General features: G+C 73.0%; 11 protein-coding genes and 1 pseudogene. 6 read left to right on the top strand and 6 right to left on the bottom strand.

All coding sequences use genetic code 11. The annotated features are described in order from the left end of the window. Positions 1-131: 131 nt before the first annotated feature. Both Sco07f_RS26250 and Sco07f_RS26245 read left to right on the top strand, forming a co-directional pair. A complete protein-coding gene (locus tag Sco07f_RS26250) occupies positions 132-824 on the top strand; it encodes an iron-dependent transcriptional repressor DtxR (RefSeq protein WP_007450686.1) in 693 nt (230 codons plus the stop codon). Positions 825-1,335: 511 nt separating this feature from the next. Further along, positions 1,336-2,232, top strand: a complete 897-nt coding sequence (locus Sco07f_RS26245; protein WP_042826358.1) for an alpha/beta fold hydrolase — start codon at positions 1,336-1,338, stop codon at positions 2,230-2,232. 7 nt (positions 2,233-2,239) lie between these two features. On the opposite strand, the gene Sco07f_RS26240 is transcribed toward Sco07f_RS26245, so the two are convergent. The 3 genes and pseudogenes from Sco07f_RS26240 to Sco07f_RS26230 all read right to left on the bottom strand — a co-directional run bounded on the left by Sco07f_RS26240 (position 2,240) and on the right by Sco07f_RS26230 (position 5,453). Continuing rightward, positions 2,240-3,889 carry a transporter gene (locus Sco07f_RS26240; RefSeq protein WP_108989372.1) on the bottom strand — a complete coding sequence of 550 codons (1,650 nt, stop codon included), beginning with the start codon at positions 3,887-3,889 and terminating at the stop codon, positions 2,240-2,242. After that, positions 3,886-4,685: pseudogene (locus Sco07f_RS26235) on the bottom strand (ABC transporter ATP-binding protein). Before Sco07f_RS26235 ends, Sco07f_RS26240 begins: the two are co-directional and overlap by 4 nt. A 114-nt stretch (positions 4,686-4,799) precedes the next feature. Further along, complete coding sequence (locus tag Sco07f_RS26230; protein WP_007450687.1) at positions 4,800-5,453, bottom strand: bifunctional DNA primase/polymerase; 654 nt, start codon at positions 5,451-5,453, stop codon at positions 4,800-4,802. A gap of 315 nt (positions 5,454-5,768) precedes the next feature. Between Sco07f_RS26230 and Sco07f_RS26225 the strand changes: the two genes are divergently transcribed. Both Sco07f_RS26225 and Sco07f_RS26220 read left to right on the top strand, forming a co-directional pair. Next, complete coding sequence (locus Sco07f_RS26225; RefSeq protein WP_007450684.1) at positions 5,769-7,154, top strand: NsdA family TPR-like regulatory protein; 1,386 nt, start codon at positions 5,769-5,771, stop codon at positions 7,152-7,154. Positions 7,155-7,355: 201 nt separating this feature from the next. Then, positions 7,356-8,999, top strand: a complete 1,644-nt coding sequence (locus tag Sco07f_RS26220; protein WP_167468228.1) for a hypothetical protein — start codon at positions 7,356-7,358, stop codon at positions 8,997-8,999. A 41-nt stretch (positions 9,000-9,040) separates the two neighbouring features. Here the strand turns inward: Sco07f_RS26220 and Sco07f_RS26215 are convergent, their stop codons facing one another. Beyond that, a complete protein-coding gene (locus Sco07f_RS26215; RefSeq protein WP_108989370.1) occupies positions 9,041-10,360 on the bottom strand; it encodes an ABC transporter substrate-binding protein in 1,320 nt (439 codons plus the stop codon). Positions 10,361-10,476: 116 nt separating this feature from the next. On the opposite strand from Sco07f_RS26215, the gene Sco07f_RS26210 reads away from it, so the two are divergent. Together Sco07f_RS26210 and purU are read left to right on the top strand one after the other, a co-directional pair. Further along, the gene (locus tag Sco07f_RS26210; protein WP_042822402.1) at positions 10,477-10,977 is read left to right on the top strand and encodes an SCO4402 family protein; all 501 of its coding nucleotides are present in this window, start codon (positions 10,477-10,479) and stop codon (positions 10,975-10,977) included. A gap of 47 nt (positions 10,978-11,024) precedes the next feature. Then, positions 11,025-11,918 carry a formyltetrahydrofolate deformylase gene (gene purU / locus Sco07f_RS26205; RefSeq protein ID WP_007388699.1) on the top strand — a complete coding sequence of 298 codons (894 nt, stop codon included), beginning with the start codon at positions 11,025-11,027 and terminating at the stop codon, positions 11,916-11,918. A gap of 33 nt (positions 11,919-11,951) precedes the next feature. Here purU and Sco07f_RS26200 read toward each other — a convergent pair whose 3' ends face one another. After that, on the bottom strand, positions 11,952-12,737 hold the full coding sequence (locus Sco07f_RS26200) for an ABC transporter permease (RefSeq protein WP_087790557.1): 786 nt from the start codon (positions 12,735-12,737) through the stop codon (positions 11,952-11,954). Then, complete coding sequence (locus Sco07f_RS26195; protein ID WP_108989369.1) at positions 12,734-13,699, bottom strand: ATP-binding cassette domain-containing protein; 966 nt, start codon at positions 13,697-13,699, stop codon at positions 12,734-12,736. The genes Sco07f_RS26200 and Sco07f_RS26195 overlap by 4 nt, the downstream gene beginning before the upstream one ends. Positions 13,700-13,706 lie beyond the last annotated feature (7 nt).

The raw sequence follows: 13,706 nt of genomic DNA, 5'->3' as shown, positions 1-13,706 counted from the left end.
CGGGCGGGCGCGGGCGGGCCCGGCTTTTCGCGGCGCGGCACGGTTGTCGGTGGTATGCGTCAGAATTGGTGGCAGGGCCAGCGCACGCGCCGGTGGGCCGCAGCCTCCGGCAATCTCATCAAGGGGCACGTATGTCCGGACTGATCGACACCACGGAGATGTACCTCCGCACCATCCTGGAGCTGGAGGAGGAAGGTGTGGTCCCGATGCGCGCCCGGATCGCCGAGCGGCTCGACCAGAGCGGTCCGACGGTCAGCCAGACGGTGGCGCGGATGGAGCGCGACGGGCTGGTGTCCGTGGCGGCGGACCGGCATCTGGAGCTGACCGACGAGGGCAGGCGGCTGGCGACCCGGGTGATGCGCAAGCACCGGCTCGCGGAGTGCCTGCTCGTCGACGTGATCGGCCTGGAGTGGGAGCAGGTGCACGCGGAGGCGTGCCGCTGGGAGCACGTGATGAGCGAGGCCGTCGAGCGCCGGGTGCTGGAGCTGCTGCGGCACCCGACCGAGTCGCCGTACGGCAACCCGATCCCGGGCCTGGAGGAGCTGGGCGAGACGGACGGCGCCGACCCCTTCCTGGACGAGGGCATGGTGTCCCTCGCCGACCTCGACCCGGGGGCCGAGGGCAAGACGGTCGTCGTGCGCCGTATCGGCGAGCCGATCCAGACGGACGCGCAGCTGATGTACACGCTGCGCCGGGCCGGTGTGCAGCCCGGCTCGGTGGTGAGCGTGACCGAGTCGGCGGGCGGGGTCCTGGTGGGCAGCGGTGGAGAGGCCGCGGAGCTGGAGGCGGACACCGCCTCCCACGTGTTCGTCGCCAAGCGCTGACCGCGTACCCGGGGGACCCGTTGGTTCCGGGTCGCGGTGCGCGGAATCGCAGCGGCCGGGCGCTTCGCGTGCCAGGCTGTGGCGTGAGGCAGTGGACGCGAGGGGCTCTTGGCCGTGGCCGACAGCGATGTCGCCCGGGCCGGAGAGGGGGAGGGCGTGCCGGAGAGACGGAGAGGGCCCCGGCGCCGTGTGGCGCCGGGGCCTGTCCTCCCCTGTGCTGACCTGGAGCCCCGAGCTCTCAAGGTCAATCCCCTCGGACCGGTTTCCCCGAGCGGTCCGCCTCCCGTTGAAGATCTCCCCTGGGCGGCGGCGATCAATCCCTGAGTGGTGTCACTCGAATGAGGGGTGTTGCCCGGCGGGACGGCTCTTTCGAATGAGTATTCGATAATCTCGGTACTCTGCACGGCAGGCAGGCAGGCAGGCAGGCAGGCAGGACAGGGTTCACGGTTCACAGGATCGGCCGGCTCGTGAGGCGGGCGGGTCCGAGCGGAGCTTGGGGGTGCCAGGACCTATGGTGCGGCGCATCGACGTGACCGGCGCGGGCGGCGTACGCCTCGCCGCCTGGGAGTTCGGCGACCCTCCCAAGACCGACCGGACGCACCGCACGCAGGACGAACACCTCGCGTCCGGGGCCTCGGACCTGCCCGGCGTGCTGTTACTGCACGGCCTGATGGGCCGCGCCTCGCACTGGGCCCCCACGGCCCGCTGGCTCTCCGCCCGCCACCGTGCCGTCGCCCTCGACCAGCGCGGTCACGGCCGCAGCGACAAGCCCCCGCGGGCCGCCTACACCCGGGAGGCCTACGTCGGGGACGTCGAGGCCGCCCTGGAGCAGCTCGGCCTCGGCCCGGCCGTCCTCGTCGGCCACGCCATGGGCGCCCTGACCGCCTGGCAGCTCGCCGCCAAACGCCCCGACCTGGTCCGCGGTCTGATCATCTGCGACATGCGGGCCTCCGCCCTCGGCGCCGCCTCCCAGCACACCTGGACCGAGTGGTTCCGCGCCTGGCCGGTCCCCTTCGCCACGCTCGCCGACGTCCGCAAGTGGTTCGGCGAGGACGACCCCTGGGTGGAGCGCCCGAACCCGGCCCGCGGCGCGTTCTACGCCGAGGTGATGGCCGAGTCCCCGGACGGCTGGCGCCCCGTCTTCGAACCCGAGCAGATGCTGCGCTCCCGCGAGACGTGGGTGTACGACGCCCACTGGGAGGAGCTGGCACAGGTCCGCTGCCCCACCCTGGTCGTGCGCGGCCTCGACGGCGAGCTGGGCCGTGCCGAGGCCCAGGAGATGGTCCGCGTCCTGCCCGACGGCCAGTACGCGGAGGTCGCCGACGCCGGCCACCTAGTCCACTACGACCAGCCGGAGGCGTGGCGGGCGGCCATCGAGCCGTTCCTGAACGCCCTCGGGGACGCCTGAGCGCCCGTCACCCCTTGCTGACCGCCGTGAGGATCTCCGGCAGCCGCCCCGCCGTACGCGGCGCGGCCAGCCGCAGGCCCAGCAGCGTCAGAGCCGCCCCGTACACCGCGCCGACCGGCAGCAGCAGCCAGCCCGTGTCCCCGGCGCCCGCGCTCACGTTGACCCAGATCGTCAGCGCGATCACGGGTGCGCACAGCAGGGCCGCGCCGATCATGCCGCCGAAGATCGAGACCCAGGCCAGCCCGACCTGACCGGGCGCGACGTTCTTGTACCCGTCCTGCGGGATGGAGTACGGAAAGCGCGCCGAGGTCCACGCGCCGGTCGCCAGCATCGCCCCGAGCAGCGCGAAGGACAGGCCGAGCGCCTCGGGCAGGGTCCGCCAGTCGTCGAGCATCGCGGTGGTCAGGACGGTGACGAGGGTCGCGTACGGCAGCGTGATCAGCAGCAGCGCCAGCGCGCGGGCGCGCAGCTCGACGTAGGCGTCCCTGGTCGAGGAGATCGTCATCGCGACCATCCAGAACGCGGACGTGTCCTGCCCGAACTGGTTGTACATCTGGATGCCGAGCATCCCGGCGGCGAAGCAGGCGAAGTAGACCGAGCCGGTGCCCTGCCAGGCGTTGAACACCGGCACGATCAGACCGATGGCCAGCGAGGTCACCCAGGCCGCCTTGGTCTTCGGGTCGCGCCACACGTAGCGCAGGGTGCGTTCCATGGTGGTGCCGGTGCGGCCCGCGGGCAGCCACCGGGCGGGCCCGGCCGAGCCGCGTTCGCGCACCGCCCCGGCGTCGCTCTGGAGCGTGGAGCCGTCGGGCGCCGTCATCAGCCGCGTCAGATGCCGGGCCCACACCCGCAGCAGCAGCACCAGCGCCGCGGCGGTCAGTGCCAGTTGGGCCAGCGCGACGCCGTACGACCCGTCGCTCGCCGCGTCCATCGCGCCGACCGCCGACGCCGGCGGCACCCAGCGCACCACGTCGGCCACCGGGTCCAGCTCACCGAGTCCCGACGAACCCAGCCGCTGCGCGCCGAAGTTGACGAGCTGCGCGCCGACCGCGACGACCAGCCCGCTGAGCACCGCGAGGTCGCGTCCCTTGCGGCTGGTCAGCAGCCGTACGTTGGCCGCGGCGACGGCCCGCGCGAGGGTCACGCACACCAGCAGCGCGAGGACCGCGCCGACGACCCCGACGGCGTACGCCGCCCCGCCGTGGGCGACCGCGACCACGGATCCGGCGAACACGCACAGCGTGAACAGTGGCCCGATGCCCACCAGCGAGGACGTGAGCAGGGCCCGTACCAGGGGGCCGGGCCGCAGGGGCAGCATCACCAGCCGGGTCGGGTCCAGTGTCTCGTCGCCGCCGGGGAAGAACAGCGGCATCACCGCCCAGCCCAGGGCGAGCACCGCGGCGAGCAGGACGACCAGCGAGTCCACGTGCGCGTACCCGCGCAGCGCGATCAGGCCGATCAGCTGGAGCGCGGCGAAGAGCAGCACGACGACGGCCGAGGCGATGTAGGCGGCCCGCCGCCCGCCGGACTGCCGCAGCCCGTTGCGCAGGAGCGACAGCTTCAGCCGCACGAACACGGAGGTGAGGGACGGAACGGATCCGCCCGACGCACCCGACGGAGATGGAGCCGAGGCGTCCGGTGCGGTCGGCGCGCTCATCGGGACCCGCCGCCCAGCCAGTCCAGGTCGGACCCGGCGTCCCGGCCGCCCGCACCGACGAGTTCGAGGAACGCCTCCTGCAACGAGGCCGCCCCGCCGCGCACTTCGGCGAGGGTTCCGGTGGCGCGGATGCGGCCGGCGGCCATGACGGCCACCCAGTCGCACAGCGACTCCACCAGCTCCATGACGTGGGAGGAGAAGACGACGGTGGCGCCGGAGGCCGTGTAGCGCTCCAGAACACCCCGGATGGTCTGTGCGGAGACCGGGTCGACGCCCTCGAACGGCTCGTCCAGGAACAGCACTTCAGGGTTGTGCAGCAGTGCAGCAGTGCGGCGGCGAGGCCGATCTTCTTGCGCATACCGGTCGAGTAGTCGACGACCAGCTTGTGCTGGGCGCCCGCGAGGTCGAGGACGTCGAGGAGCTGCGTGGCCCGCTTGTCGACCTCGTCGCCGGGCAGGCCGCGCAACCGGCCCGTGTAGCCGAGCAGTTCCCGCCCCGACAGCCGCTCGAACAGCCGCAGCCCCTCGGGCAGCACCCCGATCCTGGCCTTCACCTCGGCCGGATCGCGCCACACGTCGTGCCCGACGACCTCGACCGACCCCTGATCCGGCCGCAGCAGCCCGGTCACCATGGAGAGCGTGGTGGTCTTCCCGGCCCCGTTGGGCCCGACGAGCCCGATGAACTTCCCCGCCGGCAGGTCCAGATCGACCCCACCCACGGCCACCTGCTGCCCAAACCGCTTCCAGAGCCCCCGAACCCGAACGGCGCTAGTACTCACCACGTCTCCCTCCGTCAACTTCGCACCCTACGGGGGGAAAGCGCCCCGAAGGGGCGCGGGGAACTGCGCGATCAACCACGTACGGCCGGCAGCCGCCAGAACACAGCAACCCGGCAGACGAAGGGGCGCCCCCTAACGATCCCGCCCGCACGCATAGGCCAACGCCGAGATCAGCTCCTCCACATCCGGCAACCACCGATTCACCGCGGTCGGCCGGCAGGCCCACTGCACCGCGCCCCGCGTCCCGAACCGCGTGGGCGGCGCCGCCACGTACGCGCCCTCCCCGAGCACGCCCAGATCGAGGGCCCGGGGCGCCCACCCCAGCCGCCGCACGAGATCCGGCACCTTCGCCCCCGCACCCGGAAGGACGAAGAACCGCATCCGCCGGTCCGGCGCCAGCGTCACCGGCCCCAGCGTCAGCTCCATCCGCTGCATCCGGGCCAGCGCCAGGAACCCGGCGCTCTCGGGGACGTCGATCGCGTCGAACGTCCGCCCCGTGGGCAGCAGGATCGACGCCGTCTGCTGCTTCTGCCACATCCGCCGGGCGGCCGTCGCGCTGCCCGTCGCCTGCGCCGCCCAGTCCTCGCCCGCCGGGTGCGCGCCCGGCGCGGCGCACGCCGGGTCCCCGCAGGAGCAGCGCTGCACCCCGTCGCCGGGCACCAGCCAGGTGCCGGGAAACACGTCCCAGTGACGCTCCTCGGCGTAGCGAACGGCGGTCTCCAGCAGCGAGGTGCCGCGCTGCTGCGGGATCTGGGCGGCTTCGGTGCCGGGGATGGTCTCTTCCACGGGAACCTCAACTCCCGGGCTCACCGGGGGTTACGGGGGTGCCGTGCGCGGAGGAGGTGCATCGAAGCCGCATTCGGGGCGCATGGGTGCATACGTGGGGGCGCGCAGGAGGATTCACCGCGGGAGCTGGGTAGCCAGGACTGGGGCCGGCACCGGCCGTTGCCCCGGCAATCCTCGTAAGCATCGCAAGCTTCGCAAGTCTCGCATTGTCGGCACATCGACTGGGCATTGATCTTCACGGCCGGATCGTCCGTTTCGTCCGACGATCCGCCGGGACAGCATCGAGACCGCATGAGACCGCATGGGGGTTACGCCATGGCCGCAAGGCCGCTCGTCGCGCGGCAGCCGAACGAACGACTGCAGGCGCTCATTCAGGAAGCGGGCTGCTCCAACGCGGGCCTCGCCCGCCGGGTCAACGTGTGCGGGGTCGAGCACGGTCTCGACCTGCGGTACGACAAGACCTCCGTGGCCCGCTGGCTGCGCGGACAGCAACCGCGGGGCCGGGCACCCGCGATCATCGCCGAGGCGCTCGGCCGCAAGCTCGGCCGCACGGTCACGATCGACGAGATCGGCATGGCCAACGGCAAGAACCTCGCGTCCGGCGTCGGCCTCCAGTTCTCGCCGACGGTACTGGGAGCCATCGAGCAGGTCTGCGAGCTGTGGCGCAGCGACGTGGGGCGCCGGGACTTCCTGTCCGGGTCCTCCGTCGCCGCCTCCGCGCTCGTCGAGCCCAGCCGGGACTGGCTGATTTCCGCCCCCGACCCGCAGGTGTCGCGTGCGGCGGGGCCGCGGGTGGGCCAGTCCGACGTGGCGGCCGTGCGCGCGATGACGCAGGCCCTGACGGACCTGGACCACCAGTACGGGAGCGGGCACGTGCGCCCGGTCCTCGTGCACTACCTGAACAGCGTGGTCTCCGGACTGCTGGCCGGCTCCTACCGGGAGGCGGTCGGACGGGAGTTGTTCGCCACGGTCGCGCGGCTGACGGAGCTGGCCGGATACATGGCCGTCGACACCGGCCAGCCGGGCCTCGCGCAGCGGTACTACATCCAGTCGCTGCGGCTCGCACAGGCGGCCGGGGACCGCGGCTACGGCGGGTACGTGCTGGCCGCGTCCATGAGCCACCTCGCCGCGCAGCTGGGGAACCCGCGCGAGATCGCCCAGTTGGCGCGGGCGGCGCAGGAGGGCGCACGCGGGCGGGTCACACCGCGCGCGGAGTCGATGTTCCACGCGGCCGAGGCCCGGGGCCACGCGCTCCTCGGCGACGTACGGGCGGCCCACGAGGCGGCCGGACGGGCGGTCGGGGCGATGGAGTCGGCCGATCCGGCCTCCGGGGACGACCCGGTGTGGATCGCGCACTTCGACGGCGCCTACCTGGCCGACGAGTTGGCGCACTGCCACCGGGACCTCGGCCAGGCCGACGCGGCGGCGCGTTACGCACGGCAGTCGCTGGAGGGGCATCCCGAGTCCCGGGCGCGCAGGCGGGCCATCGGCCATGTGCTGTTGGCCACGGCCCAGGTGCAGCAGCGCGAGATCGAACAGGCCTGCCACACGGCGACCAGGGCCGTGGAACTCCTGGAGACGCTGCGTTCGAACCGGGGCGCCGAGTACCTGGACGACTTCCAGGCCCGGCTCGAGCCGTACCGGGAAGAAGCCGTGGTCAGGGAGTTCGGCGCCCGCCTCGACCTCCAGGCCGCCGCGTGAACGGAGGGGGAGCGGATGAGTGAACGGGCGTGAAACCGCGCCGTGGTGAGCGGAAAGGGACATCAACAGCGCGCCGCGGCCTGGTTTTGTTACTGCCGTCACAGGGAAGGAGTTGACGCCCCGGGCGGCGTGGCAGCGGGCTCCTGGGACCCGGTAGCGTGAGCCGACGATTCCGAAGGTCCCCCATTCGTAGGAGTCCCGGTGACGCAGAGTGGACAGGGCGAGGAGCCCTCGGCGCGGCAAGCGCGCGAAGGCATCGTGCTGCCCTCGGACGGTGGCGAGCCCCTGCTGCCCGGTCTGGCCGACGCGCCCGTCGGCCCCCAGGCCGGCGGCCCGCCCGCATCGGCACCGCCCGGCGGCCAGGCCTGGGACCGGCCGTGGGGCCCCGAGCAGCAGCAGGGCCCGCCCGCCGGCCAGGGCTGGCCCACTCCGCCCGCCGCGCAGCCGTGGGGCGCTCCGGAGACCCCTCAGCCGTCCGCCTGGCCGCCCGCCCAGGGCGACCCCGGCCAGGCCCCCGGCGCCCTGCCGCCCCAGGCGGGCCCGGGACCGCTGCCGCCGGAGGGCGCGCCGGGCCCGTCGTACGGGGCGGGCGACCCGTCCTACGGCGCGCAGCCGCCGTACGGGCAGCACCAGCAGCACCCTCACCAGCACCCGCAGCAGTACGGCGGGGCGGCCGCGCCGTTGCCGGCCGCCGACGAGGGGGCCACGCAGTTCATACCCCCGGTCGCGGCCTCTGCCGACGAGGGCGCCACCCAGTTCATCCCGCACATACCGCCCGCGGGTCCCGGTGCGCTGCCCCCGGAGAGCCCCGCGCAGCCGCACGCCGCCGAGTCGACGCAGTACCTCGGCCAGGCACCGCAGTACCCCGCGCAGCCCGCGCCCGCTCCCGTGCCCCATCCCGACGCGGAGGCCACGCAGTACATCGCGCCCGTGCCCGGCGGTCCCGCCGGTGCCCCGTTCGGCGCGGCGCCCGGCGCCGACGCGGGGCGTCAGCCGCCCGCCGAGTTCGACAACCTCTTCCGCGGCGCGCCCGGTGCGGACGGCCCGGCCTCGGCCACCCAGCAGATGCCCCGCTTCGACGCGCCCCAGGCGCCGTACCCCGGCGACCAGGCCATGTACGCCCCGCAGGGACCCGGCAGCGGCGGCGGTGGCGGCGGCAGGCGGCGCGGGGGCGGTGACGACGGCGGCCGGGGCGGCCGGGGCGGGCGTACCGGCTCGCGGCTGCCGCTCATCGCGGCCGTCGGCGTGGGCATCGCCGTCGTCGGGGTCGGCGCCGGCGCGATGATGGCCGGCGGCGGGAAGGACGAGGACAAGGGCGGCAACCAGACGGTGTCCGCCACGGCACCCGCCTCCGAGTCGGCGTCCGCCTCCGCGTCCGCGTCGCCGTCCGCCGACCCGGCCGAGCAGCAGGCCGTCGAGCTGGACAAGCTGCTCGCCGAGAGCGGCACCGGCCGCACCACGGTGATCAACGCGGTGGGCGACGTGAAGACCTGCGACAACCTGCCCCAGGCGGCCAAGGACCTGCGCGAGGCCGCCAAGCAGCGCAGCGGTCTCGTCGACAGCCTCGGCAAGCTCTCCGTGGACAAGCTGCCCCGGCACACCGAGCTGACCACGGCGCTCACCAAGGCGTGGCAGGCCTCGGCGTCGGCCGACAACCACTACGCGGCCTGGGCCGACCGGACGGCCGGCAAGAAGGGCTGCAAGAAGGGCAAGGCGGCCACCCAGCCGTCGGCGGCCAACCGGGCGAGCGGCACGGCCAGCAAGGAGAAGGCCAAGGCCGCGAAGCTCTGGAACGCCATCGCCAAGAAGTACGGCCTGACCGAGCGGCAGCCGACCCAGCTGTGACCGGGCGGGCCCGCCGCTGCGGGCGGGCCGCGGCGCACCCGCTAGGCGACGTCCGCGTTCTGCAGGGTCTTGGTGGTGTCCACGGCGCCCTCGCGGGCCGAGACCAGGCGGCCCTCGCGGACGACCTGGAGGGTGACCTCGGCGTTGACCAGGCGGGGGAAGCCGACCGAGGCCAGCTTGTCGGCGAAGGTCCAGCGCAGGTCGGGCGTGAGCCCGCCGGTACCGACCTCCAGGCCGTCGTCGAGGGCCCGCCGGACGGTGTCGGCGCTCACCTCGCCGTCGCCCAGCGACTCGACGACCTGCCTGAAGACGGTGTACGCGATCCAGGTCGTCTGCACCCCGGCGTCCGCCGCGTCGACGTCGTTGTCGCCGAACGCCTGCTCCTTGATCAGCTTCTTCAGCCCGTCCCAGGCCGGGTCGCCCACCGACGGGTACCAGCCGGTGACGTACGCCCCCTCGTAGGGTCCGGACGCCCCGCCGCTCGCGTTGACCGTCGTCTGGTCGACGCTGCCGAGGACCGTCGCGGTCCGTACGCCGGGGTGGTCCTCGCGGGCGCGCCGGAAGGAGTCCATGAAGGTGCCGGTGCGGTCCCCGAGGACGGGCACGACACATCCCGCCTTCGCCCGGCCGGTGCCCTCCCGCGCCAGTGCCTGCCCGGACTGGTCGTCGTAGGAGGTGGCGTCCTCCGCGGCCCGCTGGTCGTGGGAGCGCTCGTGCCCGCCCGTGACCAGCCCCGCGTCCAGCAGCGGCGGCAGCTGGTCGCCCGCGATCGTGTCGGGGCGGACCAGGGTGACCGGCCCGCAGGAGTCGGCGAGGGCGCTGCCGAGTCCCGCGAGGAGCGCCGGCTGGCCCCCGTTGACCGGGTACGAGAGGGGACTGGTGAACTCCGTGTTGGTGAGGCCGTATCCGCCGATGTACGGGATGCGGGCGCCCTCGAGGACGGGGAAGAACGAGTCGGCGTGCTGGCTGTAGGAGCCCAGCACGGCGACCGCGTTCTCCTTGACGGCACGGCGGGCGCACTTCGCGGCGTCCACACTGTCGTTGTGGTCGTTGCAGGTCAGGACGTTGAGCTTGCGGCCGCCGAGGCCGCCCTGGGCGTTGACCGAGCGGGCGTAGGCCTGGGCGAGCGCGGGCATGCCGGGTTTGTTGGTCGCGCCGGTGTCCTGCGGCGCCCAGGTCATGACGGTGATCGGGCCGTCGTCCCCGGAGCCCCCCGTGGCACCGGGGACGACCCCGCAGCCGGCGGCGAGTGACGCGCACGCCACCAGCGCGCCCGCGGACAGGGCGGCGGTGCGGGTGGCCCGGGAACGGCCGCGGGGGCCGTCGGGGGAAGTGCTGCGGATGGGTCGCCTGCCGGTCATGTCCCCGCACGATTCCGTCACCCGGCCAACCCGGGTGTGACCTGCGGTCAACGCGTGGTGACGCGGAGGTGAATTACGGGGGCCGGCGGGGCGCGCAGGAGAGGAACGTAGGATCGATGACCGTGCAAGGTTCGGAGAACTCTTCCCGTCGCGGCCGTCGCTCCACCACCATGGGCGGCATGCCTCTCAACGACATGCCGTGGTGGCGCTGGCGCAGTCAGGTGCGCTCCGCGCTGCACATGCTCTCCGCCCCCGCGTTCCAGCGGGACGTCTGGCTGGCCGGCGTCGACGGCTACGGGGACGTCACCGACGCCGTGTACCGCCTGGTGGAGGACACCTGGCTGGACCACTGGTCGGCCGAGAAGTACGTGGGCACGGTCTTCCGCGACTCGCAGGAGGCGGCGCTGGTCGACACCGCCGTGCTGCGGGTCCTGCGGATCATGCACCAGGTCGGGCCGGACGCGCCGGTGACCGCGTACCTGGAGCACGCGGACTGGCCGGAGGCGGTGCGGGCGGCGCGCGACGCGCACGTACGGCTGGCCAACGGCGACGGCGAGGACCCGGAGACGGAGCCGCGCACGCTCGAGGTGCTGCACATCCTCACCCGGTCCGCCTGACGGGACGGCACGCGGTCCGGGAGGCCGGATATGGGACCCTGTGCTGCATGAATCCGCAGTCCTCCGCCGCCGTCCCCCCGGCCGCCGTCCCGGCCGACCAGTACGTCCTCACCCTGTCCTGCCCCGACAAGCAGGGCATCGTGCACGCCGTGTCGAGCTACCTGTTCATGACCGGCTGCAACATCGAGGACAGTCAGCAGTTCGGGGACCACGACACGGGTCTGTTCTTCATGCGGGTCCACTTCTCGGCCGTCGAGCCGGTGACCGTCGACAAGCTGCGGGCCAGCTTCACCGCCATCGGCGACGCCTTCCACATGGACTGGCAGATCAACCGGGCCGACGCGAAGATGCGCATCGTGCTCATGGTGAGCAGGTTCGGGCACTGCCTGAACGACCTGCTCTTCCGGGCGCGGACCGGGGCGCTGCCCGTGGAGATCGCGGCGGTGGTGTCCAACCACACCGACTTCGCCGAGCTGGTGGGGTCCTACGGCATCCCCTTCCACCACATCCCCGTGACGAAGGACACCAAGCCGGAGGCCGAGGCCCGGGTCCTGGAGATCGTGCGCGAGGAGAACGTCGAACTCGTCGTCCTGGCCCGCTACATGCAGGTTCTCTCGGACGACCTGTGCAAGGCGCTCAGCGGCCGGATCATCAACATCCACCACTCGTTCCTGCCGAGCTTCAAGGGCGCGAAGCCGTACCACCAGGCGCACGCGCGGGGCGTGAAGCTGATCGGCGCGACCGCGCACTACGTGACCGCCGACCTCGACGAGGGGCCGATCATCGAGCAGGAGGTCGAGCGGGTCGGCCACGACGTCACGCCCGACCAGCTGGTGGCGGTCGGGCGTGACGTGGAGTGCCAGGCGCTGGCGCGTGCCGTGAAGTGGCACGCGGAGCGGCGGATCCTGCTGAACGGCCGCCGGACGGTCGTCTTCGCCTAGGGTCCGGCGGTCCCAGGACCGTGGTCACGAGGGCTACTTCGGGTCGCTGTTGAACTTCGAGGTCGCCCAGAGGTAGCCGAGCACGGTCAGGGCGAGGCACCAGCCGACGGCGAGCCATCCGTTGTGCCCGATCCCGGTGCCGAGGAGCAGGCCGCGCAGCGTCTCGATGGCGGGCGTGAACGGCTGGTACTCGGCGACCGGCTGGAACCAGCCGGGCATGGCGTCGATCGGCACGAAGGCGCTGGAGATCAGCGGGAGGAAGATCAGCGGCATCGCGTTGTTGCTGGCGGCCTCGGCGTTCGGGCTGATCAGGCCCATGCCGACGGCGATCCAGGTCAGTGCCAGCGTGAACAGCAGGAGCAGCCCGAAGGCCGCCAGCCACTCCAGGGCGGTGGCGTCGGAGGAGCGGAAGCCGATGGCCACGCCGACGGCGCCGACCAGGACCACGCTCATGACCGACTGCACCACGCTGCCGACGACGTGCCCGACGAGGACGGAGCCGCGGTGGATGGCCATGGTCCGGAAGCGGGCGATGATGCCCTCGGTCATGTCGTTGGAGACGGAGACCGCGGTGCCGATCGTGGTGGAGCCGATGGTCATCAGGAGCAGCCCCGGCACGAGGTAGGCGACGTAGTCGGAGCGGTCGCCGCCGCCGATGCCGGCGCTCATCGCGTCGCCGAAGACGAAGACGAAGAGCAGCAGCAGCATGACCGGCGTGAGCAGCAGGTTCAGGGTGAGCGACGGGTAGCGCCGGGCGTGCAGGAGGTTGCGGCGCAGCATCGTGGACGAGTCGCGCACGGCGAGGGAGAGGTTGCTCATCGGACGGTCTCCTTCAGCGGGTCGGTCTGGGCGGGGACGGCGGCACCGCCGGTGAGGGCGAAGAAGACGTCGTCGAGGTCGGGGGTGTGGACGGTCAGCTCGTCGGCCTCGACGCCGGCCGCGTCCAGCCGGTCGAGGACCGTGCGCAGCGCACGCTGGCTGCCGTCGCTGGGGATCTGGAGGGCCAGGGCCGCGTCGTCCCCGGTGCTCGCGGGCAGCGCGGTGGCGGCGTCGCGGTAGGCGGCGGGGTCGGTGAAGCGGAGCCGGACGTGTCCGCCGGGGACGATCCGCTTGAGTTCCTCCGCGGTGCCCTCGGCGGCGATCCTCCCGCCGTTGAGCACGGCGATGCGGTCGGCGAGTTCGTCGGCCTCCTCCAGGTACTGGGTGGTGAGGAAGACGGTGACGCCGTCGGTGACGAGTTCGCGGATGATCTGCCACATGGTGTGGCGGGAGCGGGGGTCCAGGCCCGTGGTCGGTTCGTCGAGGAAGATGATCCGCGGGGCGCCGACCAGGGTCATGGCGATGTCGAGGCGCCGCTTCATGCCGCCGGAGTAGGTGGAGGCGGGCTTCTTCGCGGCCTGGGCGAGGTCGAAGCGCTCCAGCAGTTCGGCGGCGACCCGCCGGCCCTCGGCGCGGGAGAGGTGGTGCAGGTCCGCCGTGAGCCACATGTTCTCCTCGCCGGTGATCAGCCCGTCGACGGCGGAGAACTGGCCGGTGACTCCGATCGAGGCCCGCACGGCCTGCGGGTCGACGGCGAGGTCGTGCCCGCCGACGCGGAGGTCACCGGCGTCGGCGGTCACGAGGGTGGAGAGGATCTTGACGGCGGTGGTCTTGCCGGCACCGTTCGGGCCGAGCAGGGAGAAGATCGTTCCTTCGGGGACGGCCAGGTCGACACCGTCGAGGACGGTCTTGTCGCCGTAGGACTTGCGCAGTCCGTTCGCCGCGATGGCCAGGTCGGTCATGGCTGAT

The organism is Streptomyces coelicoflavus (assembly GCF_003112555.1).
In the GTDB taxonomy this organism is placed as follows: Bacteria; Actinomycetota; Actinomycetes; order Streptomycetales; family Streptomycetaceae; genus Streptomyces; species Streptomyces coelicoflavus.
This window is presented reverse-complemented; position numbering and strand designations above follow the sequence as displayed.

Coding starts and splice junctions, on each gene's coding strand:
- Sco07f_RS26250 (WP_007450686.1), top strand. CDS start 132: ATGTCCGGACTGATCGACACCACGGAGATGTACCTCCGCACCATCCTG.
- Sco07f_RS26245 (WP_042826358.1), top strand. CDS start 1,336: ATGGTGCGGCGCATCGACGTGACCGGCGCGGGCGGCGTACGCCTCGCC.
- Sco07f_RS26240 (WP_108989372.1), bottom strand. CDS start 3,889: ATGAGCGCGCCGACCGCACCGGACGCCTCGGCTCCATCTCCGTCGGGT.
- Sco07f_RS26225 (WP_007450684.1), top strand. CDS start 5,769: ATGGCCGCAAGGCCGCTCGTCGCGCGGCAGCCGAACGAACGACTGCAG.
- Sco07f_RS26215 (WP_108989370.1), bottom strand. CDS start 10,360: ATGACCGGCAGGCGACCCATCCGCAGCACTTCCCCCGACGGCCCCCGC.
- Sco07f_RS26210 (WP_042822402.1), top strand. CDS start 10,477: ATGACCGTGCAAGGTTCGGAGAACTCTTCCCGTCGCGGCCGTCGCTCC.
- purU (WP_007388699.1), top strand. CDS start 11,025: ATGAATCCGCAGTCCTCCGCCGCCGTCCCCCCGGCCGCCGTCCCGGCC.
- Sco07f_RS26200 (WP_087790557.1), bottom strand. CDS start 12,737: ATGAGCAACCTCTCCCTCGCCGTGCGCGACTCGTCCACGATGCTGCGC.
- Sco07f_RS26195 (WP_108989369.1), bottom strand. CDS start 13,699: ATGACCGACCTGGCCATCGCGGCGAACGGACTGCGCAAGTCCTACGGC.